The sequence below is a fragment of the Geotalea uraniireducens Rf4 genome (genome assembly GCF_000016745.1).
GTDB classification, from domain to species: domain Bacteria; phylum Desulfobacterota; class Desulfuromonadia; order Geobacterales; family Geobacteraceae; genus Geotalea; species Geotalea uraniireducens.
Map to the genome: position 1 here is coordinate 3,747,664 of NC_009483.1, position 24,830 is coordinate 3,772,493.

Genomic DNA, 24,830 nt, shown 5'->3' on the forward strand with positions numbered 1-24,830 from the left:
TGGAGAAAAGGACGTATTCTGTCACATGTCTAGAGTAGTGTCATAGTGAAATAAGCCAAGGAGGCCACTATGACGAAGAATCACTTTCAGTTTCAACAAGGGCTCAGCTTGAACGACTTTTTGTACAGCTATGGCACTGAAGAGCAATGTTCAGCGATCTTGGAAAAGAGCCGCTGGCCCCAGGGTTTCAAATGTCCTTCCTGTCAGAGTACCAGCCACTGTGTAGTCTGGCATGCACAAGTCAAAACATTTCAGTGCAATCGGTGTCATACCCAGACAACGCTGACCGCAGGCTCGATTTTTCACTCAACCAAGTTGCCGCTGGTCCAATGGTTTCAGGCCATGTACTTTCTCACGCAAACCAAGAACAATGTCTCGGCTCTGGAGTTGAAGCGCCTGATCGGTGTTTGCTACAAAACCGCATGGCGTGTGAAGCACAAGCTCATGCAAGTTATGGTTGAACAGGAGCAGGACACGATTTTGCTCGGCCGGGTCGAAGTAGATGATGCCTACCTGGGTGGAGAAAACCCAGGAGGCAAGGCCGGGCGAGGTTCGGAAAACAAGACGCCGTTTATTGCTGCTGTTGAAACCAATGAAAAGGGCCATCCACTTCGTGCTGTGTTTACAAAGGTGCCAGCCTTTAACCGCGAAGTAGTCACCGAATGGGCAAAACGGTCACTGTCAGCTTCAGCGACAGTGGTAAGCGACGGACTGGCCTGCTTTCGTGCAGTTACCGAGGCTGGATGTTTCCATACCCCAACCATTGTCGGGAAGAAACGCAAGAGTACCGACATTGTGTGTTTCAATTGGGTCAATACCATTCTCGGCAACCTCAAGACGTCGATCTCTGGAACGTACCATGCATTTGATTTCGAAAAGTATGGAACTCGTTACCTGGCTGAGGTTCAATACCGATTCAACCGCCGGAAGGATCTGCGCGGCATGCTCTCGCGACTGATCTCGGCGGCGGCTACTACTGGCAAGCATCCCGAGCACAATCTCAGACTGGCTGAAGATTGGCGCTAATCAGGTCAATTAATGATAAAACTTTGCCTGGATTTACAAGAAAATGGTGAATGCGTTCGCATGTGGCTCACGTTTTAACATGATACAGTTAACATGTAAAGCCATCGATAAAATGGAGTACGCGATTTCCACGTTCACTCGGTCGCGAATTTCGTAGAGCTTAAAACGTGTTAGCATTCAATTTCTCTCATATGTATCTTCAAAACAAACTCAAGCGGTATTATACTTGTTTTAAAGGCGTGAAAAACAGTGCCGACGTAAACAACTCAGGTATACTTCGATGGGTGATATAGCTGGTATAGATACCCCTGGCACCTAATTTTTTAACATCGGCGGCAATAAAGGGATCATTTACGGGGTGGGTAAGGATTACTAAATCACGCGGGAAGTCCCCTTTTTGTTCAACAAATCGCTGTAGAGTCAGGGTAATGACTTTTACATCGTATTTTTTTGAATAGTCGAAAATCTGGCGATTAGTTAGAGCACTACGATATGACGTGAATATCTCACCAGCAAACAAACCGTCCTTGCGTATAAATGGCAGCTGTTCAAAGTCATACACCTGTGGGATGAATGATTTGCCCAGGTTCTGATCACCAACAGCATTTCTGATCATCCCGTAGGCATCATAGAAGCGGTTTTTAACATCAAGCACAAAAGAGACAGCAGGATTTTTGCGGGCATAACTGACGATGTCATCAAAACGGCAGGGATCCTGCCCCTTTGATCGGCATACAGCCAGATAATCAGCATATCGCATCGCATTTATCTCCGTCTCATCGCCACCATGGTAGCACACCAACACATTATCTGCTGTCAGCGAAATATCCACCTCATACACACGGAAGCCTCGCTCTCTCCCTTTTACCAATGTTTTAATGGTGTTATCTCCACCGTAAAGTTTTGGACCAAGGCCGTGGGCGATTACAAGAAATGGCTCAGCCCCAAGCCAGGAATAATCATCTACAGCATGCGAGGCCACTAACATTGAATCACGTGGTTTCTGCTGGTGAAGATACAGCCGGTACAACGAACCATTGAAAAGCACCGCGTCTGAACGAAGGAACAGCTGTTTCAGGAAGGCACGGTTCTCATTTTGTAGCAACCCGAAGATGATTATTACAAACTGAATAACGATCAACAACCTTGTTAAATATGATCTCATCGACTGATTTCCTGCACCTTTGGAATGAGTTCAATCATTGGAACTGATTTTTTGTCGTACAAACCATCTTTAGAACGCATCAGAAATGGGGGGTTATGGTCTCCGACGACAATAAAACGTGTTGGCGGAATACCTGGATCAGAAACCAGCTTTCCAAGCGCTTCAAACGTGGAATTGAGTATTGCTGAAAGGTTGCATATATCCTGATGTTCCGAAGAAAGGTCAAATTGACCGCATGCAAAATGGGAAGGGTGATCAGGTGAGGCATAAGGGTAGTGTGAGTTTAGCGTAAGCCAGTAAATGAATTTCGGTGCACTTGCAGCGCCCTGTGCTACAAGCACCTGCTTGATCAAGGACGGTACCGTATCATCACAAATGCCACGAAAACTTGTGGAACCGCATCGTTCGTGGACGGGTTGAAGTTTGTCAATATCGTTAATAAACAGACTTGTGCGAAATCCGGCTTGAGGATACCATTCATTCCTGCCGAAAAATACCGGCATAAATCCATGCAGCGCAACGGTTTCATAGCCTTTGGCAGCAAACAGTGCAGGAAGAGATGTCCCCGATACGACATCTTCCGGATCTGAAGCACGTCGTGCATACAGTTCACGGAGTTCAGCTGACACCGTTGCTCCATAAAACGGCACCGTTGCACGACGCACCTGATAACGCGATAACGGGCTGGGATTGGTCAGCGGTGCTACTATGGCCTGATTAAGAGCGGTATCATTGGAGAGTCCCCAAGACTCGACAATCACTAGTACAACATGCTGCAGTGGCAAGATGCCCGCAGTAAGATCAGCACGTACACCTGACATTGCATACTCATTTGGGCCAAGTTCCTTTTGTGGAATTTTTCGTTTCGTAATAGATGCCTTAATGTCGCGGCCAACTTTCACCAGCGCCGAACCGGCAATGTTATAGTTAAAATACGTAGCATCACTCAAGCGCGCAACAAAATTGGAGCCATTCAATACATCAAGCAATACAAGGCACAGTGGAACTACCAGCAATACTTTTCTACCTTGCAGGTTGTGTCTTTGTAAGGTGACTGATTCTCTCTTGAACGTCAGATACCACATTATCAGGCTCCTCGACGAATTGAGTGGGTAGCCTGGGCCGGGTTGATGTAAGATAGGCCACCATCACTCAGCCTGGAGGTTAGTAATCGCTATGAATCCTGAAGATCTTTTTGGTGCTGCTCTTGGAATTGCCATCCCGTGGAAGGTTACCTCTGTTGACTTCAACAAGAAGTCAAGTCGTTTGGACATAACCATCGACTTCCAGCGGGGAGCCACCTTTCCCTGTCCGGTCTGCGGAACGTTGTCACCAGTCCATGACACCACGGAGAAAGAGTGGCGGCATCTGAATTTCTTCCAGTACGAAGCCTACCTTCATGCGCGTGTTCCACGGGTAAAGTGCCCTAACAGCGACTGCGGCGTGAAGTTGGTCCAGGTACCCTGGGCTCGCGCAGGCTCAGGATTTACGCTGCTGTTTGAGGCCCTGGCCATGACCATGGCTCGTGATTTGCCGGTGAAGGTCATGAGCAGGCTGTTTGCCGTTACCGATACCCGTCTATGGCGGTTGATTCAATCCTATGTCGAGAAGGCAAGGGCCGCAGAAGACTTCTCCGAGGTGAAGAGGGTCGGTGCGGATGAAACCTTTGCCGGGCGCAGTCATGACGAGAAATTCGTCACCTTCTTCTTCGACCTCGACATGCATAAGCTCTTGTTCGGCACGACGGGAAAGGACAACGAAACAGTCAAGAGCTTCGTCGCGGACCTTAAGTCACATGGCGGCGATCCTGATAGCATCACAGACGCTGCTATTGACATGTCCAAGGCATTCATAAAGGGTGTCAAAGAGCAGTTGCCCCATGCCGTGGTCACCTTCGATAAATTCCACGTCATCAAGCTTATGAACGATAAGCTTAGTAAGATAAGGGCTCAAGAAGCCAGGTTATTTCCTGAAATCCTGAAAAAGAGCAGAAACCTGTTCCTCAAAAATCCAGAGAACCTGACACCGGAAGAGGAACAGCGCCTGGATGCCATTATCACCAGTCAAAGCTTAAGGAGTACGGAAGCTTACATGCACAAGCTGAACCTTCAGAACGTCTATTTTGCTTCAAGCCGAACGGAGGCAGAAACCCTGTTGACCAAATGGCATCGGAAAGCCGCCGCAAGCTCAATCCAACTCATCAAGAACATGGCCGAATCTGTAAAAGAGCATTGGGATGGCATTCTGGCACATTTTGAAAGCGGCCTGACTAGCGGCTTCATTGAGGGCATCAACAGCCTAATTCAATCAGCCAAAACTCGGGCACGAGGCTATCGGAATCCTGACAACTTGATCTGCATGGCTTATCTGGTTGCAGGCAAGCTCAACCTAAAGTCGCTATTCCCTCTACCCACTTGATTCGTTGCAGAGCCCATTATCAGCAGAGGTGCAAAGAACAACACCAGAAGTAGCATAATATAGCTAACGTTAAAAGCAGATAGTTCTCGATATATAGTCAGGATAATAACAGGTTTTAAATGGTATGTTGGGGCAATAACTACTACCAAGTCTAGTATGAAAAATATAAGATACAAAACAGCCGCCAAGTATCTCCCTATAAACGGAGAGCAAAGTCCAACCAAGCAATAGTCGAGGTTGACCAAAGGGCGTGTTGTTGCTGTAACTACCGACAAAACAGCGAAAATTGAGTTTGGCAGCAAGATGTAACGGAGAAAATATATCATAGTATTATAACCAATAGCTCAGAGATGTACTGTTATAGAGTGCATATATTGCAACCATAGCCGTCAACAAAAAATCTGAATTATGCAACTTGGAATGAATAATTTACGCGACGAAGAATCTGATTTGAGTTTTTGAGAATATGGGCAAAGGCGAGTCGGTGTCATCGAAAAGAATACTCAGGATAATCGTTCGTTATTTTATGTAAGAGAGGCCGTTCTGACTGCTCATGACATTATTGCTGCAAATTGTAAAAACCATTTTATCCCCCTCAGCCGTTCAGGCTGAAAATCCACTAACAATCTCCATGAACTGTTGACTCACTACGTCTCTGTCGTGGTACTTCCGAATATACTCCTTTGCATGGATGGAAACGGAACGTCGAAGCTCTCTGTTGCGTAGAAGCGTGATAATATTCTCTACAAATTCTGAATCCGATTTTCCAATTAAAAGTTCACGTCCATGCGTGACGTGCAATCCTTCCGCACCGACAGGTGTTGTAACAACAGGAACACCTATATTCATAACCTCCACAACCTTTGTTTTGATCCCTGTACCAAAATATACTGGATTCACGAAGACAGCTGTGCTTGAAATCGTAGCAACAAAATCCTCAACGTACCCGAGGAGTTCCACGTTGCGGGGCATCCGCGATGCAAGCTCCTTCACCGCAGTTGTTGCGTTACCCCCGATGATCAAGAAGCGTACGTCGGGCACCTTAGACACGACGATGGGAAACACCTTGTCCAGAAAATAGCATAGCCCCTTCTCGTTGTGCGGTATGTTCAGCAGCCCCATGAAGCTGAGACTCGGGAAAGATGTCGCCCCTGCATCCTCACCGGTCTTCGCTAGCTGAACGGCAGGATAAATGTGGGAAACAGTCGAGCGCCCTGATCGGGCGCGCATTTCCTTCGCCTCAGTCGGGGAGATCACAATAGTGTGGTCGTAACTGCGAATACACTCGATTTCCCTATTCCGTATTCGCTCTGCCTCCGTCTTCAGGATAGCTTTCCGCAGCAGCGTATTGGCGACGACATCCAGGAACCGCGGCACTTTTGCCACGAAATTTCCGAGGATATTGATCTCAGGGTTATCCAGAAAACTGCGGTAGCGGTCGGACAGGATATCGTCCATCCCGAATATCCGCCGCGCGTCCACCTTAGGACATCCCTCGAAGTACTGGGCCGTCCGAAGCATGTCACAGAAAATGATGTCAGGCTCGATTCTCTGCGCCTCGCAAAGGACCCTCCGCTGTAGATCTCCACTGAAAAAGAATGACTCCTGGATGCTCTTTCGCGACAGTAGGAGAGAATGTAGTATGACGTTGTACAGCGATGCAGCAATCCCAGGGAGTGGAAGAAGGTGGATCTCCTTGATTCCCGCCACCATTTTCTTCAGAGATTCCGCTGCGTCGGACTTTTCCCTGCCCCCTCGCTCCATAGCGAAAAAATATATTTCCGCCCCCCCATCGGAGTAGTATTGAAGGTACTGGACTAGCATGCTTTCTCTTCCACCACAGATCGGGAAAGGAAGACGGGAACTGAGAAACAGAACTTTCTTCATCTCCACCTCCGGACGAGGTTTTCGTATCCCGAGAGCACGTTTCCAACAATTTTTTCCCAGCTGTACTTACTCTCGACAAGCTCTCTCCCCCCCGCTACGAGCCGTGCCGAAACCTCATCGTCGCGAAGGACAGTGAGTACGCAACGGGCAAAGGAGAGTGGGTCTCCTCCTATAAGGATGTCGGTGCCATCCTTGACGAAAATACCCTCCGCCCCGACAGGGGTTGATACGACGGGTATTCCCCAGGCAAAGTAGTTCAGAATCTTCACCCTCATTCCTCCGCCGACGTGAAGGGGAACAACGGCAACACGCGATTTCCGTAGGTAAGGGAGTGGATCGTCGACGAAGCCTAGCACCTGAACGGTTTCCGAACGGTATCGCTGCAGCCATTCCGGCGTATTCTTGCCGATGATGTAAAACTTTGTCTTCGGGGACTCCTTAAGAACCAGCGGCAATACCTCCTCCAGAAACCAAACAATCCCTTGTTGGTTGGGAATCCAATCCATCGCTGCGATGGAAACGATGTCCGTCGCACTTGGTTCTCGTTGGACTGTGGAAATAGTGGAAATGTCAACTCCCGCGGGTGCGACATGAACTCGCTCTTCAACAGACGGATCGAGATCGATAAAACGATGCCTGTCCTCCTCGGTGATCGCCAGAATCCTATCGAAAATACCTATCGTACGCTTTTCGTACTCCTTCAGCCTTTGTGCCTGAATCTCCATTACGTGCTTCAACAGGGGGTTCCGCAGGCTGTCGGCGTAGCGCGTGAGAATCGTGTGCTCCGCATTGTGCTGCCTCAGCACTACCGGAATATGAGGAAAGTGCTTCTTGATCTGAACCCCGTAATGCGCCATGTGTAGATGCTCTACATGCACAAGATCAATACTGCTTTGAGTTAAAGCCTGAAGAATGGACTCCAGCATATCGGGATAAATGTACTTTGCCATGTTATACGGCAAATTAGAAAATAAAGTATTCAGTGCTAAGCGATACTTCTTGTTTTTAACGTCCTTTGAAATAAACTTAAAGGAATTAACTAAAGAAGCAAGTTCAGATGTTTCGCAATTCGATTCTTCTTCTGGAATAATTGACTGCAACAAAACATTGCAACCCTTAGAGCTAAATTGCTTTAAGAAGTTAAATAGAACAATTTTACCTCCGTCAATAGGCGGATAAGGTAGTCTATGTGTTAGCACGAGTATTTGCATAAATTAAAGTCTTATCCTTATTCTTTTGAGTGGATAACAAATCAGATGCATTAGAACAAATAATAGAGCAATTGTCATAAAAGCGACTACTGCAGTTTCAAAACTCGTTCGATATAGTGAAAGCAGTACCATCAAGTAATATATAGAAAATATTTTTATATATTTGTTATCTGAAAGCATACCTTTATATAATATTGATGTTAATAAACTAAATAAGATTGCAATCACAATAACGCCTACATATCCTGCGTTCATATAACCCATTACTGGAATAGTAAATGTTTGCGTAGAATTATTATAAAACCCTTCACCAAATAGCTTGGTAGTAATAATAGCTTCAATACCTGTGTCAGGTTTGAACGGTAATAAAGCGCGAGGCACTATGGCAATAGGTGTTAATAATATATATTTAAACAATAACCAGTCGAACTGATACCTATTGTGCAAAAGCATAATCCCGCAGTCTACCGGATTAAGGTCTGTGAGTAATGACAATAATGGAACAAGAAGTGAATATTGCCGATCCAATGTAGAAAGATTTAGTGATAATCCAGCCCTAGCTAGATTTGCAAAAAATAGTACATTTATGATTATGAAACCAAATAAAATAACATTTATAATTCGTAATCTCAGCCGACCAATAGAAATGTAATAAAAAAAGATCGACAGCAGCAATACAGCGTATTCAGTCCTACTGGCTGTTTTATTTATATAAAAGAGCATACAAAACAAAACAACTACTGCTATAATTACAAATACATAATTTCTATCGATATATCTTATCATCAGTATCATCATTGGCAATACTGATAAACTAGCAAGAACATTCAAATACCAGCTACCTTGCGCCTGGTTCATTGTCACTTCGAACAAATTATATGATTTATAGAAATACAAGAAATCATGATATTTAACAACATTTGCAATATATGATATGGCAATAAAAATGGCTGTCAACAATACAAGAGAAGTGAATGAATGTTTATTGAAATTGAATAGTTTTGTAGCCCTGTCACACACGTTTTTATTATTAACCCAAAATAACAAGCCTATTGAAAATATGGTGATGAATAATAAACCGATAAAAAGATAAAGATTTATGCTAGTAATGGCCTCTTTATCAAAATAAAACAAATAGAGATCATATTTAAACATTAATAGGGGTTTTAATGAGTAGAGAACAAAATGCCATGCAAAAACAAGCATCAAAGCATAGTTTGAATGCTTCTTAAAGCAAATTGTTGCGAAAAATATACATGCAATTGCATTCGCTATGATTAATAAAATTGTCATATTTATAAATAAAAGCCCTCAACAAAGCTTAAATTTATCAATTTAAATACGTCATAGTTTTTTTTAAATCTTTTTGAGAATACAAAACATGTAATGGTCTTAATATAAAATAGAACACAATAAATATATTTGAGAACATTATTCTGTTTCAGTAAATAATAAACTTTATTTCGTATCATATGTCTTATTGTAAAGTGACTTTCAAGACCACCGGTTAAACTGCTTACTTTATGATAGAAATCAATATGTGGGTAATAGTACATGGATATATTATGTTTGTATAGCCTATAACAAAAGTCAGTATCATCGAAGTAAACAAAATACTTTTCGTCCATGATTCCGACTATGTCAAAAACACACTTCTTAATTAACATACAACATGTTGGTGCATATTGTATTTGTTTTTGATAATCATACTGCCCATTATCATGTTCATTCATTCCAATATGGTAGTTTGAATAACCTTTCCATTTGCTAAAATAACCACCTGCAAACCATATTAATGATTTATTGTCATGATATATCATTTTTGGGACAATCACATCGCAATTGCATTTACTCATTGAATCCATTAGTTTTTCAAGCATAGATTGTTCGAATTCAACATCATTATTAATTAAAAGTATATGCCCGCACTCGTTAGAAACTGCTTTTTCAATACCTTGATTATTACCTGCTGCAACACCTACATTTGTATTGTTGGGTAAAATAACTATACGAGAATCATCATAGTTTTTGAGCCGACCTAAAGTGTCATCAGTTGACGCATTATCAACAATGTAGAGAATGAAGATTTCATACGATTGCGAAAGCATAGACTCCATGAAATCTTCAATTACATCACCGCTATTATAGGTGACTGTGACGACACCAACTTTAGAAGGTCTTTCAACCATGAAGCAATCCCTTCGACTTCATCTCATTCAGCGATGCTTCATATTTGTCTGATTCCAGCTGTTGCGTTTCAGCCCATGCTAGGAATTTATTGATGCCTTCAGCAAATAATGTCCTTGGCTCATATCCAAGTTTCTCTCTGATTCTAGTAATATCTGCTAGGTTATGTCGTATGTCACCGTCCCGGAACGCACCATTTACATTGATTTTTGATGAGCTACCAAAGTAGGATACTATTTTTTCAACAACTTCAAGAACCGTTGTTTTCTCACCGCTGCCAACATTTAGGGCAGCGATCGTATTTGGAGTAGTATGACTGATACTGCGCCATGTCGCCTCGACCACGTCATCTATATAGACGAAGTCCCGGCTTTCCTGCCCGTCCTCAAATATATAAATCGGCTGACCAGCACGAGCTAAATTAGAAAATATTGCCAGTATGCCAGTGTATGGGTTTTTCAAAGATTGGCCAGGACCATAAACATTTTGATAACGCAGGGCATAAGCAGACAGTCCCATGCTTTCTGCAAAAAGTAATGTCATTTGCTCTTGTATCTGTTTCGTAATGCCGTAAAAAGAGGACGGGCTGAATCTTGCTTCTTCGTCCGTAGGCAGCATCGAACACGTGGCATTACAGACGGGACAGAGCGGATCATACAAGCCAGCTTTGAGATCACTCGTCTTTCTTTTGGATGGATAGACCACACCATGAGAAGTACAAGAATATTTGCCCTCGCCATATACCGCTCTTGAGGATGCAACAACAATTTTATGTATGCTGTGGTTCTTATTATTAACAAGATAATCGAATATTACAGCGGTACCTTTAAGGTTGACGTCTTCATACCTTACAACCTCATACATCGATTGTCCGGTGCCGGTTTCTGCGGCAAGATGCACCAACACATCTTGCCCTTGGAGCGCACGTGCGACTACTTCTGGATCCCTGACATCGCCAACAATCAGATTTACACTCCCAGCTATGTCTGGCGGTAATATTTTAGATGTGCCATGAATTTGTTCGCTGAAGTTATCCAGAATGGTGACATGGCAATTCTCTGTCAGAAGCTTACGAGTCAGATTGGTACCGATAAAACCTGCCCCACCTGTTACTAAAACATTCATCAGGATACTTTCTCCCATTCATTTGAGTTGTGGTTATATCGTCTGATTAATTTTGCTGGTGTTCCTGCTACTAAACAATAATCTGGTATGTTCTGTGCGACCACAGTATTTGCTGCGACAATACAATGTTTACCGATTGAAACCCCTGGAAGAATTACGCTGTTATTGTATATGTAGGTCTGGTCACCGATCGACACTGGACGCACTTCAATTTTCTGTAGATTTATGGGAATTTCAATATCGTCATATAAATGATTTATGTCTGTGATGGTAACGTTTGAAGTGATAACAACATTTTTGCCAATTGTAATATTTTTAGCACACGTTATGTGAGCATTTTGATGTATTTGAGTGTAATCGCCAACAATAAACTCTGGACTAAAGGTTTGAGAACCATATGCACCTAGTACTTCAATTCTGCAATTTTTAAATATTATGACTCTGCTGCCTAATGACCAATTCTTTAAACCTGAAAATAATATCGGCTTATTTATTAAACATCGTCTCCCCATGTGTTTAACAAATAATTTATAGAAAAGACTAGTTTTTATGGTTACGTATAAATTGCTTAACTTGTTAAGATAATCGTACGCATTGTATTTGAACATGTCCTATTTACCTCAGATTAGCTATTTCACTAGTGAAACCGCTATGATTTTAAGCAATTTCCTAATTATTTTTGCGATTAATTTATCAATTAAACTGTTTTTGACTGACTCGGAATTAACAATAGACCACATAAATAGTTTATTTATCCCACAAGCATGTTTAATATTATTTTGGTTTGAGTGCATCATAGCTATTTTCATGCTTTCAAACGATAAACCAGGTGTAAGTCTGTTATTTATGCGAACTCGATAACGCCAAGTAGCGTTTGGGTAAACATATAACTTGGCATTAAATAAGCATCTTAATATAAAATCGCGATCTTCGAATAAAAGATTGTCATTAAAACCGCCCAACTCGTGAAATATTGATTTTCTTATAATAAATCTTTGATACGGCGCCTCCCAGTTGAACAACATGTCCATAGTTAAAATATATTTATTTGTCAGCGTAATGGGATTTTTGCCAAAAAATTTGAATGCACTATTAGCGACTTGTTTGCTGTCTTCATCAATCAATTCAGAATCTGATATGACAACATCTGCATTATTTGATAACAAGAATTGCAATGGACCTGATATGCCGTTCACGAGAAACTCATCGTCACTTGCAATCGTTGTAAGGTAATCACCTTTTGCAATTGAAACCAGTCTATTCAGAGTTTTGCAAATTCCTGCATTTTGTTGTTTTTCGCAGACAATCCTAGCAAATCGCCCAGAATGCTTACCTGCCCATTCTTTAGCTACGATATACGTATTATCACGTGATCCATCATCGATAATTATTAACTCGATATTTTCGTAATCACAGTTATAGATGCTTTCTAAACATTGCATTACGTATTTATCATGATTATAAGCAGGTATAAGAATTGATACGAGTGGTTTATGTATAGATTCACTTATCTGGGAATAATTAATCACCTACATTGTCTCCATACCAGAATAAACATTACCATCCAATAAAGCACATAGTTTGAAAAATAGGCCATTAAGACACCTTGTACCCCATATATATCAGTCAAATAATAAACCATACCAATCCACGTAACTGTAAACAATACCTCTGTAATAATAAATGTTCTTACCATAGTGCGGCCTAGCATTACATACGCTAACAACCAACTTCCGATCTTAACAACGTCGCCTGCCAATTGCCAGGCAAACAAACCTTTCATAGGAGAAAAATCAGGAGAAAACAGTGTTAGAACAATCCAGTCACGAAGCAGGTAAATAGTCCCAGCACCCAGTACAGCAAGTGGTAATATTAATTTGTAGCCTTGTATAATTTCCTGCTTTAACTCCCTATTGTCACGAATTTCAGAAAGTCGTGGAAGGTAATAAATGCCCAGTGTCGAGGTAACCAACAATAGATACATCTCACTTATCTTCGTTACCGCCTGCCAGTGCCCCGCAGTAGTCCAGCCCAAAGTTGTAGCGATGTGATTACGAACAATTATCTGGCTTGTTGGACCGACAGCAGCTGTCGTTAGAGCCATCAAAACAAATTTCGCTAAATTGCGTGCAATCGAACGATCAAAGTTCCCAATGAGGTTTTGGAGTCGAAACCAATCAGTCTTCAGACACATAGCAAATGTTACAATAAAAACAATTGATTGATTGGTGGCTAAAGCGACCAGCGCCCCGTACAAGCTCCAGACACGAGCTAAAAAACCCGTTACAACAAGTGAAACCAAGCTCCCGGTAATATTTACTATTACATAACGGCGAATGTCTTTCTTGCCGTTTAAGATAGCCAATAAAAGTGCATTAAATACAAAGAGCGTTAATGTTGCAGCAAACCAGAGAAATACAGAACCGTAAGCTTCATTTTTTAGAAAAAGCAGTGCAAGTGAACGGTGAAATATTGCAATACCTAATGCAGCAAACAATGAACCGATAGCAACAATAATTACAGCTGTACGCCAAACGGAACGCTGGCGTTCATCATCATCAAAATATTCAGCGGTATATTTCGTTACGCCGGTATTTATTCCTGCACTGGCAAATGTTGTAATCATGCCAATAGCATTTTGGAACTGACCAATAACCGCATAACCTGCAGGACCAACATATACTGCCAAAAGTTTGTTTAGACCCAATGCAGTGACAAGTTTGATGGCAACAGCAATACCGTTGAGAACGCTTGTTTTAAAAAGATTCAAAGCTAAACCAACCGGCGTACTGTTTCGGTAACCATCGACACTTGAGAGGGTGACATAGAAGGTCCCATCGGCAGACTCAAAACTTCGTTATGTACTTTCTCAGAAATAGGAAAACTCCCTTTCCCATAACCAAGTTCCGAATATGCCTCTTGCAAATGAGGCGGTATAGGGTAGTGAATCATGGTTCCAATCCTAGCATCAGTTAACTGCTTTTGCAGCTCACCACGTTTTTTTGATCTGACGACAAACAGGTGCCACACAGGATCGGCCCAGTCCGGAACACACGGAAGAACAAGGTTCGTATTTGATGTTAATTGGTCAAAATACAGTGCTGCTACCTGCTTGCGCCGTTCATTCCACTCATCCAGCTTTGCCAGTTTTACCCGCAGCATTGCCGCATGTAACTCGTCGAGACGGGAATTGAATCCCATCACTTCATTGTGATACTTGATCTGTGAACCATAATTCCTCAGAATCCTTATTATTTCTGCTAGGTCATCGTCGTTGGTCGTTACGGCGCCCCCATCACCAAAGGCACCGAGGTTCTTTCCTGGATAAAAGCTGAAACCGGCTGCATCCCCTAAACCACCGGTTCTCCGGCCTTTGTACTTCGCCCCGTGGGCTTGGGCTGAATCTTCAAAAACTTTGAGGCCATGGCGAACTGCAATTTCGTTGATTCTGTCCATGTCTGCAGGTTGTCCGTAGAGATGTACCGGCATGATGGCTTTGGTGCATTCGGTAATGGCGCTTTCAATGCGGGATGGGTTAATATTGTAGGTTTGCTCGTCTGGCTCGACGGGCACAGGCGTTGCTCCTGAATAGGTGACGGCAAGCCATGTCGCGATATAGGTATTGGTGGGAACGATAACCTCATCGCCAGGCCCGATGCCGGATGCGCGCAGAATAAGGTGCAGTGCATCAAGACCGTTCCCCACGCCTATGCAGTGCTTTACCTGGCAATAAACGGCAAATTCAGCCTCAAACGCTTCAAGTTCTTTGCCGAGGATGTACCAGCCTGAATCCATCACCCGGCGGTAGGCAGCATCAAATTCGTCTTGGAGTTCGAGATACTGTGCTTTCAAATCGAGAAAAGGAACTTTCAATTTCCACCTCTTACGGCTTTGATAAACGACTCATAGTCTCGATAGTAATCTTCTTCATCATAGAGATTTGACGCCAGGACCATGCAGACTGACCCGGATGAGAAATTGTCAAGTTCACGCCAAATCATTGGGCGAACATACAGGCCGTAGTAAGATCGATTAAGATGAAAGCGCTTCTTTTCATTGCCGTCATCCAGTACGACATCAAAACTACCGGACATGGCGATAATCAACTGGTGCAATGCCTTGTGCCCATGTCCACCACGTTCTGCACCACCTGGAACATCGTAGAGATAGTAGACGCGTTTGATGTCGAAAGGAATATGCCTTCCTTCCCCTTCAATGAAGGTAAGGTTACCACGAGGGTCAGTGATTTTTGGCAAATCAGTGATTTTGCAGTCCGATAATGGCATCTTTAACTACCCGTATTACGTAAAGCAACAATGTATATTTCGCCAGCGATATCTGGGTAACGTTCACCAAGTTGCATGAACGCATCGAGCATCTGCGGTGTCCAATTGTCTTCGATTTGCTTGTTGGAAACCGGTTTCAACCAGTAGCCACCAAAGACTTCAATATTCAATCCTGCTACATAGAAAGCATCTCGAAACGATTCAGGATTGAACACTCTACGATGACCATGATGAACATCCATTTCATTTAAAGAATCTTCCGCTGTCAGAATACCCATGACTACTGCAGCCTGACGGTGCAATGAGTGCGCGTTGGGTACCGCTGCAAAAATGCGACCGACATCAGGCTTAAGCCACATTTTTGCGCGAGAAAGAATATCAACCGGATCATTTACATGTTCAAGCACATGACCGAGGATGATGGTGTCAAATTTCACTGATGGATTAAATTCCTCAAAAAGCGCATTCACAATTTCTGCCTGAGGAAAACGTTTTCTTAGATCATCACAAAAGAGGCTAGATCCTTCCACTATAGCCATCTTTTTATTAAGGGTTGCCAACAATCCTGTCATCACTCCTTCGGCAGGTCCCATTTCTAATATAGATTCACCATTTATAAATCGAGAGACAATCTTAAAGCAATATGAGATAGCTGTCGACATCACGCCAGATGAATACATCGACATTTCAGATATGGTTTGTAATCTTTTTTTTTCACCAATGACAGAATTCATATGTTTACCTTGTTTGTTCTTTCAATTAATTCTAGCATCATTCTGTTGGGAAACATGACAAAGCCGATGCGGCACAAATCAAAAGCAACTGCTGGAACCTGCTCAACAATCATCTTTGCACGCTTTGCACGAGCCCAGTTAATGGCAGAGTCAAGATCATCGACCCAGTACGCAAAGTGATACATCTTTACGCCTGCATTGATCCATGGTGTCAGCGTTACAGACCCTGGCAAATTTTCCAGCAACTCAACCCTTGGTCCGGGACCAACAAGAAAGCAGCCGGATATGCCCTGCACGGGATCGGCAAACAAATCGCCTTCCTGACAATATCCCATATACTCGAAAAACTGTCGTTCGCGCTCAATCGATTCGGTGGCATAACCTAAGTGATGGAACTCGTATCCTTCCGGCATTTTATGTAAATCAGCCACGTAATACCCTCTTTGCAGTAAGCTTTGCCAATTCTTCAAGCCGGCGCACAATACAGTTCCAACCTGTACGGTCCAGACAATGCTCAACAGCATCAAAGCGCAAGCCTCTAATTTCAAAATGCTGGGGCAATAGCCTACGTTCTGAAATGCCGCACGAATCGTGAAACGACACTACCTTGACATTGTCGGCAACTGTGCGGCAATGCACAGAGTCAAGATTCAGAATCTCGAAAACCACACGATATATCAACCATGCGCATTCTATCGCCGCGAGTGAACCTTCCTTGAGTATCCAGCGGCCCCACTCTCCGGTCTTGGCCTGCGGATCGATGTCGTAAATTGAGACGACCCCTTCGGCTGCGCCATTATCCCTACGCTCCAAAACAAAGTAATAATCGTTTGTGCGGGCATAATAAAGGTTCAACCACGCCAACTGATCCTCAATGCGGTTGGAACCAGCATGTAGATAAGAATTGAGTGCGGGGTTGGTACGCAACTCAATGACGAAGGCGGCATCTTCATCAGTTATTAGTCTCAGGCGGAAGGCGAAGCCCTCAACAATAATATTATGCCGCATGTTTAGCCAGTACCGCGTCAACTATTTTGACCACACTGTCAAGCTTGGCCAATTCTTCTTGTGAAAACTCAACACCTAATTCTTCTTCGAGAGCGAACATGATTTCAATGTGCTTCAGCGAGTCCCAATCGGAAGCATTCTGGCGACAAATGTCGTCACCGAGCTTTAGCTGGCACTTGAGAAACGCCTCGAGTACGCTCAGCACTGTTTGTTCAATCTGATTGCGATGCATAGATATAATTTACTCCTTGATCAATGTGATACCATCGGTTGAGACAAAGTTTTCTATCCGTTCAGCCTGCAGGGTGTAAAGTCCAGGCTCCGGCACCTCAACCATAGCGAACAAACGCGACAACCATTTAAGCGCTGGTTGATTACGAGGTCCATGCAGCACTCGGAATGCAACTTTACGACACCCGGTAAACAGCGACATGCCACGGATTGCACCAAGAATAATCGTATCTTCCAACTGGCGCCCTAAGGCGCGGCAACTAACACATAATTCTTCAACAATTAGTTGATCATTATTGCGCTCGCATACGAGCACAGCAATCACACCGCTATCAGACAGGCGGTCCTTCATATGCACACTGGCCACGCAAGCATTGACGCACTCTAGGCGTTCAGCCACTTCGGCTTGATTGAAACGCCGAAGTGCAAGATTAAACTGGTTGGTTTTATTGCACAAATCGGCTAATCTGGATAGCTGATTAACAGGATTGTAGTGGTAGGTCAGCGAGACTTCCAGACTACGGAAATAGTCTGCCGTATCAAAAGTTTCTGCAAGCAATTTTTCGCGCTCAGCATTGGCCTTCATATCCTGCACCCGCTTAGCGTCTTCATCTTCGATTTTCCAGCGCCATAAACCAGGGAAATGTTCCACTGCCAGTTGTGTCAGGCTAGCATCCAGATTGGCAAACACTGTGTGCACTTGCGGCAGTTGTGCCGCAACCGACGCTAACTCGCCAGGGTTATCGTCAACAAAAAGCACTGCGTCTGGTGAAATACGTAATGTGTCGGCAATACGCTTGATAGCGGTGGCCTTCTCCCCCCACGACACTTCCGTGACCGAGAAATCGCCCCACTTCAGTGGATAGTCGTCACGTTTGTTAAATAGAGTTTCAACATCTGGACGCTCATTACGAGACACAAGTGTGATAAAAATTCCGCGTTGCAGCAGTGACTTTAAAAAGAATTGAAAATTACGATGTTGCTGCGAAAGTTGGACCCCTTTAATTCCATCTTCACCCAAGACTCCAATATGCAGGGTATTGTCGAGATCGAGTGCCACTGCTTTCATGGGGGGGAACACCGCTGCAGGTAACCAGTGACAAGCCAGTTTCCGTGCTATTAGAGGCTGGGCAGCATTACTGACCGGCGTACCGGCCATAGCGACACTGCGAAAATCGATCAGATTGACACCGGCTTCGCTGCAGACAGCACCGACATCGGCGAAATAAACTGCTGGCATTGACGTGAAAGATGTTTGCAGTTCTATCCGCTGCGCATCATTTTCCAGCCAGGTAGCAATAATAACCGGTGCGGTGGTGGCGCTCCGCAACGCTTTCAGTCTGGCGATCAGCCACTCGGTCCATGCCGCGAAACTCGTATTAGAAAGGTAACGACTGCTATCGAGCCAGATTAGTTCAACATCCGCCGGAGTGTGATTTGCAAACATCAGTGTATCATCGTAGTCACCGAGCCTGAACTCGGCTTGCCAACAACCATAAGCAATATAAGGGAGTGTTAAGCTGGCAACAGGTTCAAAAGCATGGTTGCGCCATACATTCACGAAGATTTTTTTCATTCCAGCCACATCCGGGACAATGCTTTGCAAAGCAAGTCGACTAGGACGGGTCGCAAATAGTGTAGATTGCGCTTCATAGCGCCAGAAACTCGTATTTAAATGGCGTTGAATTAAATCCATCAGATCACCCTTTACCTGATAAGAGAAACAGAAGGGTCAAATCTCAGCTCATGACACCCCACTTCCTATTCCCACATTATAATGTTCAATCACCCAATACATCAGGTTCTACGTTCAAATGCTTTCCTTCACCCGATATACACCCCATGATGCGCCTCGGTATCGGCCCGGTGAGCGGAAAGGTCGGCAGACACGGCATCCATCTTCTTGCTGAGGCGTTCATCTACGGCATCAATCTTTTTATTCAATGCCCCAATCATAAAGGAGTTATGCTCGATCTTTTCATTCAGCTCATCAAATCGGTTATCAATCTTTCTGTCAAGAGCAGCATGACTTTCAAGAACCAGATCGAATTTGCTGCTGATATCTTCGAGTAAGACTTCCAAATTCTCTTTTTTCATACGTTCCTCCGTTATCCGTGAACGTCCGTGACAAACAAAGGTTTACAACTCAAAATTCAAAACTCAAAATTGCCCCTAATCCCCTTCCTTCACCCGATACACCCCGCGATGCGCCTCGGTATCCGCCCGGTGGGCAGCTACATCAGCGGCAATTCTATCTATTTTCTCGCAGAGACTCGTCTCGACCTGTTCCAGTTTCTCCGAAAGCATCTGGTGTCCTTCAGCCACAACTGTCAGCCCATGCTGAAACCCTTCAGTTTGCAGCGTTATTTGGTGGTCAAACTCGGCAATAATTTCGTGCTTGAAATGTTCCAGCTTGGCATCGAACTTAGCGGAAACACTTTCCAGCTTGGCATCGAACATAGTGGGAAGGGAGCTAAAGGGGGACGTAGTTGATTTGTTGACTTGTTTCTACAAGTCCTCAGCTCCCCGTTCCCTGCTACCCGCCCAACAGCGGCACTTCAAAACCTGCCTGTATGAAATGCTCATCAAAACTCAACGCCACCTTCAGCCGCCCTTCCTTCATGACCACAAAGTAAAAACGGTCCACAAACCCCCAGCTTTATCAGGACGCCCCTTATACAGGACAAGCGCGTTCTCGAATCAAAAGGGGGCAAGCCGCCAGGATCAGGCTTCCAAGAATACAAGTTCCAAAGGCCTTATCTGCCGTCCTATTCCGATCTTAATAAGCGCTTTCCGTGGACGACAGCAGCAACAGTTATGAGTTCCCCTTCAATACGATAAATAACCCTGTAGCTGAACACGAAATGCTCTCTGAACGCATCGTCCTTCATCTCCGGCACAACACGCCCCGAAAGGGGGAATTCCGAGAGTTGCCTCGTGACGCCGATGATTTTCGTAACGACCGCCTTTGCATAAAAGGGGGAATCCCTTTCGATGTACTCTGCTATCGCTTCAACATCTGCCAGCGCCTGAGGCGACCATCTTACGCTGTGTGCCATTTCTTAAGGCGAGCTTCAGCCTCCTCCTGAGAGTAAGTACCCTGTTCTTCTGCCACCTGAAGGCCATGCTGAATCTTTTCGATGACATAGAGATGGTACTGGATATCCTCCAGGGAACAATTGTCGGGAAGCTTGTTCAGCAAGTTCTTTACATCATCCTTAGCAGTATTCACGCCATGCTCCTTAAAAACCGGTCCCTTTCTCTCTCGCCCGTTTGCTTCGCTCACTTGGAGAAGCATAAGGGAGAAGCACAAGGGTCAGATCTCAACTTTTGACAGTCCCCATTTCCTATTCCCACATCATAATGTTCAATCACCCGATACATCTACGTTCTACGTTCAAATGCTTTCCTTCACCCGATAAACTCCATGGTGGGCCTCGGTATCAGTCCGGTGCGCAGCCAAGTCTGCAGCGACACTGTCGATTTTTTCGTTAAGTACATTAATTAGAAATGAATTGTGCTCAATTTTTTCATTTAATTCACTACGGGTATCACGGATCTCTGCCCTAAGAGATTCATGCCCCTCAAGCACCAAATCAAATTTGCTCCGTATATCTTCAAGCAGTATTTCCAGATGATCTTTTTGCATCAAAACCTCCTTGTCTCCGCTTAGCTGGAATAGAGCCTTTCCTATTACCAGCTCAAAACGCTCAATCACCAGATATATCAGGGTTCTACGTTCTACGGTCTACAGTCTACGTTCAAATGCTTTCCTTCACCCGATACACCCCGTGATGCGCCTCAGTATCCGCCCGATACGAGGCAGAGCAGACAATCTAGACCAATCTCAACAGGGACACAAGGAAAGAATATCATGCCCCTTGATCAATCAGGATTCTTGCTATGACTTTTTTCATTTCGGGAACATGCTCTGAACAAACCACATATATTGTTTCCGCATCAATATCGAAATAGTGGTGAGTAATAATATCCCTCATTCCCTTTGCCTTTTTCCAGTCTATTTCAGGATAATTGACAAGTAGTTTTGAATCTGTCAATTTATCTACCTGCTTTAATACCTCTCCGATATTAATCAGCTGCATGCAAATACTGTCCAGCTTCTCAAGACCAATATCGTCTTTCAGGAAATCATCACTTGATTGAATTGCTTGAAATCTTTTGAATATTTGATCCAATGCCCAGATAATATTCTTGAAATCCTCAAGAAGCAGCTCCCTGTCATACATATATAGCATCCTGCTCTATTCTGCGTTTCAGGGTTTCATTCATTTTGTCTCTAAGCCTTACCACGTCAACTTTACCACCCAAGGCTTCTTCAACTGCCTGCTTCACTCCTATCAGATAATATAAATCAGGCTTTTCCAGTTCTACCACAATATCAATATCACTCTCTTCAGTAACATCGCCCCTCGCGTAAGACCCGAATATTCCAATCCTTTTTACCTTAAACTCTGTTGCAAAAAAGTCTTTGTGGCTACGCAAAAAATCAATTATTTGACCGGTCGTGCGCTCCATAGCTCCTCCTCAATACTTACCCTTCCTTCACCCGATAAACCCCATCATGCGCCTCGGTATCGGCCCGATGGGCAGCTACATCATCGGCGACGGCATCGATTTTCTTGTTCAGGGTGTCGATCTTGAAATCAACCAGATCAAAGCGTTCATCGGTCTTGCGGCCAAGCTCACGAATCTCACTGCGAAGCACTTCATGCCCTTCGAGGACCAGGTCAAACTTGCTGCTGATATCTTCGAGTAAAACTTCCATATTCTCTTTTTTCATACGTTCCTCCGTTAGCCGTGAATGTCCATGAACATCCGTGGCAAACAAAGGTTTACAACACAAAATTCAAAACTCAAAATTGCCTCAAATCATCTTCCTTCACCTGATACATCCCATGATGCGCCTTCCTTATCGGCTTAAATCATATTCAGGTGAATTGCGCTCTTTTGTTTAAGACAACCCCCTATGGCTGGCAAAGAACGTATCACATCCTGATATACGAGATCGGATGCAAGTACCGTAAGATTTCCGTGGGCCATCCGTGCCTCTATCAGCCTCCCCATCTCTCTAGCAGCAGCGGGACGAGACCGCAAAATCCAGAGGTTGTCAACAAGAAGATTCGTAATCATGGTATATCTGTTGAAATAATCAGCAAATTTGCCCTGTACGACAGATTGTGCCATCTCATCGACGACCTGCTCACTGCCGACCCTCATGACGCTTTGGACCCCGTGCAAGGTCTCGGTTATCATCTTGAGAAGCCTGGTTTTCCCAGCCCCTGAAGGACCGTAGACGAATAGAAGATTTGCAGACATTTTATCCTCCATTTCTTCAGAAAGGGACAGGCTGCCAGCGGGAACTCTTACTTCCCCCGGTACTCAGCGCTTAGGCATTTCTCAAACGACTTCTCGCCCATGCCGGATTTTTTCTGCAATCAAGAATCGCATATACGAGAATATCGTTGCCATCGATTCGATAGTAGACAGCAAACGGAAACCGCTTTGAAAGCATCCGGTAATATACGAGAAAAAATGCAGGATGAATGCCTGCGTGGATGAGCAATGAATCTATATCAGAGAAAAGCGAATCGAGGAAATACCCTCCAAGACCGCTTTCCTGTTTTTCATAGAAATGAAAGCCATCCGTCAGATCCTGTGATGCTGCTTCAAAAAGGCGAATCTTCTTCATAGCGATTCACGGATCTTCTTTTTGGCATCGTCCCAGTCAATGAAGCAAGCTTCACCAACCGTTACGGCTTCTTCGCGCTGGGCGAGGACATCTCCATGCCATGGGGGTGAAAGTGTTTCGCTGGCGTTCCGGCACAAATCTTCCCACAAGCGTTCCATGACACTGATCTTTTCCGCCGTTGTCAGATTCTCCAACTTGATTGCCACTCCCATAACCAGCCTCCATTCTTATGCGACTTGCGTGGTCAGGCTAGACTTTCGGACATTAGCCACGCACAAATCACCCCCACTCAACAAATCCTTAATCCCCTTCCTTCACCCGATACACCCCGCGATGCGCCTCGGTATCCGCCCGGTGGGCAGCTACATCAGCGGCAATTCTATCAATTTTCTCGCAGAGACTCGTCTCGACCCGCTCAAGCTTCTCCGAAAGCATCTGGTGCCCTTCAGCCACAACAGTCAGCCCATGCTGAAACCCTTCAGTTTGCAGCGTTATTTGGTGGTCAAACTCGGCAATGATTTCGTGTTTGAATTGTTCCAGCTTGGCATCGAACATAGTGGAAACACTTTCCAGCTTGGCATCGAACTTAGCGGAAACATCTCCCAGCTTAGCATCAACGACCTTAATCAACATCTGCTCAATACGTACTAGATCATTCTCATCCATAACAAAAACCTCCAACGAAATCTGGGGTCACGCGGGGTTTCATAATGTTCAGTAAACCGAAAACCCATCATGCGTCTCGGTATCCGCCCCGGCCACGCTTTTCAGATACCATCGGTACACGTTACGCAGTCCCTCTTCCAGATTAATCTTATGTTTCCAGCCAATGGCATGAATCCGCGAGACGTCGGAAAGCTTGCGCGGCGTGCCGTCGGGCTTGGTTGAATCGAAGACCAGTTCGCCGGCAAAGCCGACTATTTCCTTGATCCGCAGCGCCAGTTCACTGATGGTGACCTCCTCGCCGCTGCCGATGTTGATCAAGGCAGGGACTGGGGACTGGGGACCAGGAATTAGCAATGAACGGTACTGTTCTTCCGGCAATGTCATTAGAAACAGGCAGGCGTCGGCCAGGTCATCCACGTGGATGAACTCCCGCTTTGGAGTTCCCGACCCCCAAATGGTGACGTGCGCCTGGTGTTTTTCTCCGTTCCCCGTTCCCCGTTCCCCGTTCCCCATTTTTGCCTCGTGAAACTTGCGGATCAGCGCAGGAAGGACATGGGACGTTTCCAGGTCAAAGTTATCATTGGGGCCGTAGAGGTTGGTCGGCATGGCGGAGACAAATCTGGTGCCGTACTGACGGTTGTAGGACTGGCACATCTTGATGCCGGCAATCTTGGCAATGGCGTAAGCTTCGTTGGTGGGCTCAAGGGGGCCGGTGAGCAGGTACTCCTCCTTGATCGGCTGCGGCGCCAACTTCGGATAGATGCAGGTGCTGCCGAGGAAGAGGAGCTTTGTCACGCCATTCAGCCAGGCATGGTGGATGACGTTGGTCTGGATCATCAGGTTGTCATAGATGAATTCGGCTGGGAAGCTGTTATTGGCGACAATGCCACCGACCTTGGCTGCGGCAAGGAAGACGTATTCAGGCTTTTCCTTATGAAAGAAGTCAGCTACTGCCGCCTGATTGCGCAGGTCGAGCTCACTACTGGTCCTTACTACTATATTTTTGTAGCCTTCCGCTTCAATTTTCCTGACAATGGCAGAACCAACCAAGCCCCTATGTCCGGCCACATATATTTTTGAATCCTTATCCACCATAAACCTCAAACACGAATTGCACCAATGATCACGAATTTAAAGAACAAATCTTTTATAATCAACTCTGCTGTGGTTAAATGA

At 44.6% G+C, this 24,830-nt stretch carries 32 protein-coding genes; 2 read left to right on the forward strand and 30 right to left on the reverse strand.

From position 1 onward, the window contains the following. Nucleotides 1-69: 69 nt before the first annotated feature. Nucleotides 70-1,026 (forward strand): IS1595-like element ISGur2 family transposase, encoded by a 957-nt coding sequence (locus tag GURA_RS16180; RefSeq protein ID WP_011937014.1) that lies wholly within the window; start codon nt 70-72, stop codon nt 1,024-1,026. A gap of 220 nt (nt 1,027-1,246) precedes the next feature. Here the strand turns inward: GURA_RS16180 and GURA_RS16185 are convergent, their stop codons facing one another. Together GURA_RS16185 and GURA_RS16190 are read right to left on the reverse strand one after the other, a co-directional pair. After that, a complete protein-coding gene (locus GURA_RS16185; RefSeq protein WP_011940005.1) occupies nt 1,247-2,191 on the reverse strand; it encodes a PI-PLC domain-containing protein in 945 nt (314 codons plus the stop codon). Next, on the reverse strand, nt 2,188-3,276 hold the full coding sequence (locus GURA_RS16190; protein ID WP_011940006.1) for a sulfatase-like hydrolase/transferase: 1,089 nt from the start codon (nt 3,274-3,276) through the stop codon (nt 2,188-2,190). Before GURA_RS16190 ends, GURA_RS16185 begins: the two co-directional genes overlap by 4 nt. Nucleotides 3,277-3,367: 91 nt before the next feature. Between GURA_RS16190 and GURA_RS16195 the strand changes: the two genes are divergently transcribed. Continuing rightward, nucleotides 3,368-4,609 carry an ISL3-like element ISGur7 family transposase gene (locus GURA_RS16195; RefSeq protein WP_011937052.1) on the forward strand — a complete coding sequence of 414 codons (1,242 nt, stop codon included), beginning with the start codon at nt 3,368-3,370 and terminating at the stop codon, nt 4,607-4,609. Between the two features lie 603 nt (nt 4,610-5,212). Here the strand turns inward: GURA_RS16195 and GURA_RS16200 are convergent. The 28 genes from GURA_RS16200 to GURA_RS16330 all read right to left on the reverse strand — a co-directional run bounded on the left by GURA_RS16200 (nt 5,213) and on the right by GURA_RS16330 (nt 24,746). Then, nucleotides 5,213-6,496, reverse strand: a complete 1,284-nt coding sequence (locus GURA_RS16200; RefSeq protein WP_041245512.1) for a glycosyltransferase family 4 protein — start codon at nt 6,494-6,496, stop codon at nt 5,213-5,215. After that, nucleotides 6,493-7,707: a glycosyltransferase gene (locus GURA_RS16205; RefSeq protein ID WP_011940008.1), complete on the reverse strand. Its 1,215-nt coding sequence runs from the start codon at nt 7,705-7,707 to the stop codon at nt 6,493-6,495. The genes GURA_RS16200 and GURA_RS16205 overlap by 4 nt, the downstream gene beginning before the upstream one ends. A gap of 3 nt (nt 7,708-7,710) precedes the next feature. After that, nucleotides 7,711-8,565 carry an O-antigen polymerase gene (locus GURA_RS16210; RefSeq protein WP_157046233.1) on the reverse strand — a complete coding sequence of 285 codons (855 nt, stop codon included), beginning with the start codon at nt 8,563-8,565 and terminating at the stop codon, nt 7,711-7,713. Between the two features lie 437 nt (nt 8,566-9,002). Beyond that, nucleotides 9,003-9,896: a glycosyltransferase family 2 protein gene (locus GURA_RS16215; protein ID WP_011940010.1), complete on the reverse strand. Its 894-nt coding sequence runs from the start codon at nt 9,894-9,896 to the stop codon at nt 9,003-9,005. After that, on the reverse strand, nt 9,889-11,019 hold the full coding sequence (locus GURA_RS16220) for an SDR family NAD(P)-dependent oxidoreductase (RefSeq protein WP_011940011.1): 1,131 nt from the start codon (nt 11,017-11,019) through the stop codon (nt 9,889-9,891). The genes GURA_RS16215 and GURA_RS16220 overlap by 8 nt, the downstream gene beginning before the upstream one ends. Then, the gene (locus GURA_RS23675; protein ID WP_011940012.1) at nt 11,019-11,627 is read right to left on the reverse strand and encodes an acyltransferase; all 609 of its coding nucleotides are present in this window, start codon (nt 11,625-11,627) and stop codon (nt 11,019-11,021) included. Before GURA_RS23675 ends, GURA_RS16220 begins: the two co-directional genes overlap by 1 nt. A 21-nt stretch (nt 11,628-11,648) precedes the next feature. Then, entirely contained in the window at nt 11,649-12,548 is a 900-nt protein-coding gene (locus GURA_RS16225) for a glycosyltransferase family 2 protein (protein ID WP_011940013.1), read from the reverse strand. Beyond that, a complete protein-coding gene (locus GURA_RS16230) occupies nt 12,545-13,789 on the reverse strand; it encodes an O-antigen translocase (RefSeq protein ID WP_011940014.1) in 1,245 nt (414 codons plus the stop codon). Before GURA_RS16230 ends, GURA_RS16225 begins: the two co-directional genes overlap by 4 nt. Nucleotides 13,790-13,791: 2 nt before the next feature. Continuing rightward, nucleotides 13,792-14,892, reverse strand: coding sequence for a DegT/DnrJ/EryC1/StrS family aminotransferase (locus GURA_RS16235; protein WP_011940015.1), 1,101 nt, complete (start codon nt 14,890-14,892; stop codon nt 13,792-13,794). Next, complete coding sequence (locus GURA_RS16240; protein WP_011940016.1) at nt 14,889-15,305, reverse strand: sugar 3,4-ketoisomerase; 417 nt, start codon at nt 15,303-15,305, stop codon at nt 14,889-14,891. Before GURA_RS16240 ends, GURA_RS16235 begins: the two co-directional genes overlap by 4 nt. 2 nt (nt 15,306-15,307) lie before the next feature. Next, nucleotides 15,308-16,039, reverse strand: a complete 732-nt coding sequence (locus GURA_RS16245) for a class I SAM-dependent methyltransferase (protein WP_011940017.1) — start codon at nt 16,037-16,039, stop codon at nt 15,308-15,310. Next, nucleotides 16,036-16,470 (reverse strand): VOC family protein, encoded by a 435-nt coding sequence (locus GURA_RS16250; protein WP_198134484.1) that lies wholly within the window; start codon nt 16,468-16,470, stop codon nt 16,036-16,038. The genes GURA_RS16245 and GURA_RS16250 overlap by 4 nt, the downstream gene beginning before the upstream one ends. Then, nucleotides 16,463-17,047 (reverse strand): GNAT family N-acetyltransferase, encoded by a 585-nt coding sequence (locus GURA_RS16255; RefSeq protein ID WP_011940019.1) that lies wholly within the window; start codon nt 17,045-17,047, stop codon nt 16,463-16,465. Before GURA_RS16255 ends, GURA_RS16250 begins: the two co-directional genes overlap by 8 nt. Continuing rightward, entirely contained in the window at nt 17,037-17,279 is a 243-nt protein-coding gene (locus GURA_RS16260) for an acyl carrier protein (protein ID WP_011940020.1), read from the reverse strand. The genes GURA_RS16255 and GURA_RS16260 overlap by 11 nt, the downstream gene beginning before the upstream one ends. A 9-nt stretch (nt 17,280-17,288) precedes the next feature. Continuing rightward, a complete protein-coding gene (locus tag GURA_RS16265; protein WP_011940021.1) occupies nt 17,289-18,974 on the reverse strand; it encodes an HAD-IIIC family phosphatase in 1,686 nt (561 codons plus the stop codon). A gap of 128 nt (nt 18,975-19,102) precedes the next feature. Then, nucleotides 19,103-19,375 (reverse strand): hypothetical protein, encoded by a 273-nt coding sequence (locus GURA_RS16270; protein WP_011940022.1) that lies wholly within the window; start codon nt 19,373-19,375, stop codon nt 19,103-19,105. Nucleotides 19,376-19,450: 75 nt separating this feature from the next. Continuing rightward, nucleotides 19,451-19,738, reverse strand: coding sequence for a hypothetical protein (locus GURA_RS16275; RefSeq protein WP_011940023.1), 288 nt, complete (start codon nt 19,736-19,738; stop codon nt 19,451-19,453). Nucleotides 19,739-20,046: 308 nt separating this feature from the next. Further along, nucleotides 20,047-20,337: a type II toxin-antitoxin system RelE/ParE family toxin gene (locus tag GURA_RS16280; protein ID WP_011940024.1), complete on the reverse strand. Its 291-nt coding sequence runs from the start codon at nt 20,335-20,337 to the stop codon at nt 20,047-20,049. Continuing rightward, the gene (locus GURA_RS16285; protein ID WP_011940025.1) at nt 20,322-20,510 is read right to left on the reverse strand and encodes a hypothetical protein; all 189 of its coding nucleotides are present in this window, start codon (nt 20,508-20,510) and stop codon (nt 20,322-20,324) included. The genes GURA_RS16280 and GURA_RS16285 overlap by 16 nt, the downstream gene beginning before the upstream one ends. A 165-nt stretch (nt 20,511-20,675) precedes the next feature. Further along, nucleotides 20,676-20,927, reverse strand: coding sequence for a hypothetical protein (locus GURA_RS16290; RefSeq protein ID WP_011940026.1), 252 nt, complete (start codon nt 20,925-20,927; stop codon nt 20,676-20,678). Nucleotides 20,928-21,150: 223 nt separating this feature from the next. Further along, a complete protein-coding gene (locus tag GURA_RS16295; RefSeq protein WP_041245513.1) occupies nt 21,151-21,525 on the reverse strand; it encodes a HepT-like ribonuclease domain-containing protein in 375 nt (124 codons plus the stop codon). Beyond that, entirely contained in the window at nt 21,518-21,814 is a 297-nt protein-coding gene (locus GURA_RS16300) for a nucleotidyltransferase family protein (RefSeq protein WP_011940028.1), read from the reverse strand. The genes GURA_RS16295 and GURA_RS16300 overlap by 8 nt, the downstream gene beginning before the upstream one ends. Nucleotides 21,815-21,830: 16 nt before the next feature. Beyond that, nucleotides 21,831-22,079 carry a hypothetical protein gene (locus tag GURA_RS16305; RefSeq protein ID WP_011940029.1) on the reverse strand — a complete coding sequence of 83 codons (249 nt, stop codon included), beginning with the start codon at nt 22,077-22,079 and terminating at the stop codon, nt 21,831-21,833. A gap of 137 nt (nt 22,080-22,216) precedes the next feature. Beyond that, nucleotides 22,217-22,627, reverse strand: a complete 411-nt coding sequence (locus tag GURA_RS16310) for a DnaA ATPase domain-containing protein (RefSeq protein ID WP_011940030.1) — start codon at nt 22,625-22,627, stop codon at nt 22,217-22,219. 58 nt (nt 22,628-22,685) lie between these two features. Beyond that, nucleotides 22,686-22,988: a hypothetical protein gene (locus GURA_RS16315; RefSeq protein WP_011940031.1), complete on the reverse strand. Its 303-nt coding sequence runs from the start codon at nt 22,986-22,988 to the stop codon at nt 22,686-22,688. After that, nucleotides 22,985-23,200: an addiction module protein gene (locus GURA_RS16320; RefSeq protein WP_011940032.1), complete on the reverse strand. Its 216-nt coding sequence runs from the start codon at nt 23,198-23,200 to the stop codon at nt 22,985-22,987. The genes GURA_RS16315 and GURA_RS16320 overlap by 4 nt, the downstream gene beginning before the upstream one ends. Nucleotides 23,201-23,288: 88 nt before the next feature. Then, nucleotides 23,289-23,621, reverse strand: coding sequence for a hypothetical protein (locus GURA_RS16325; protein ID WP_011940033.1), 333 nt, complete (start codon nt 23,619-23,621; stop codon nt 23,289-23,291). Nucleotides 23,622-23,702: 81 nt separating this feature from the next. After that, a complete protein-coding gene (locus GURA_RS16330) occupies nt 23,703-24,746 on the reverse strand; it encodes a GDP-L-fucose synthase family protein (protein ID WP_011940034.1) in 1,044 nt (347 codons plus the stop codon). Between the last annotated feature and the right edge of the window lie 84 nt (nt 24,747-24,830).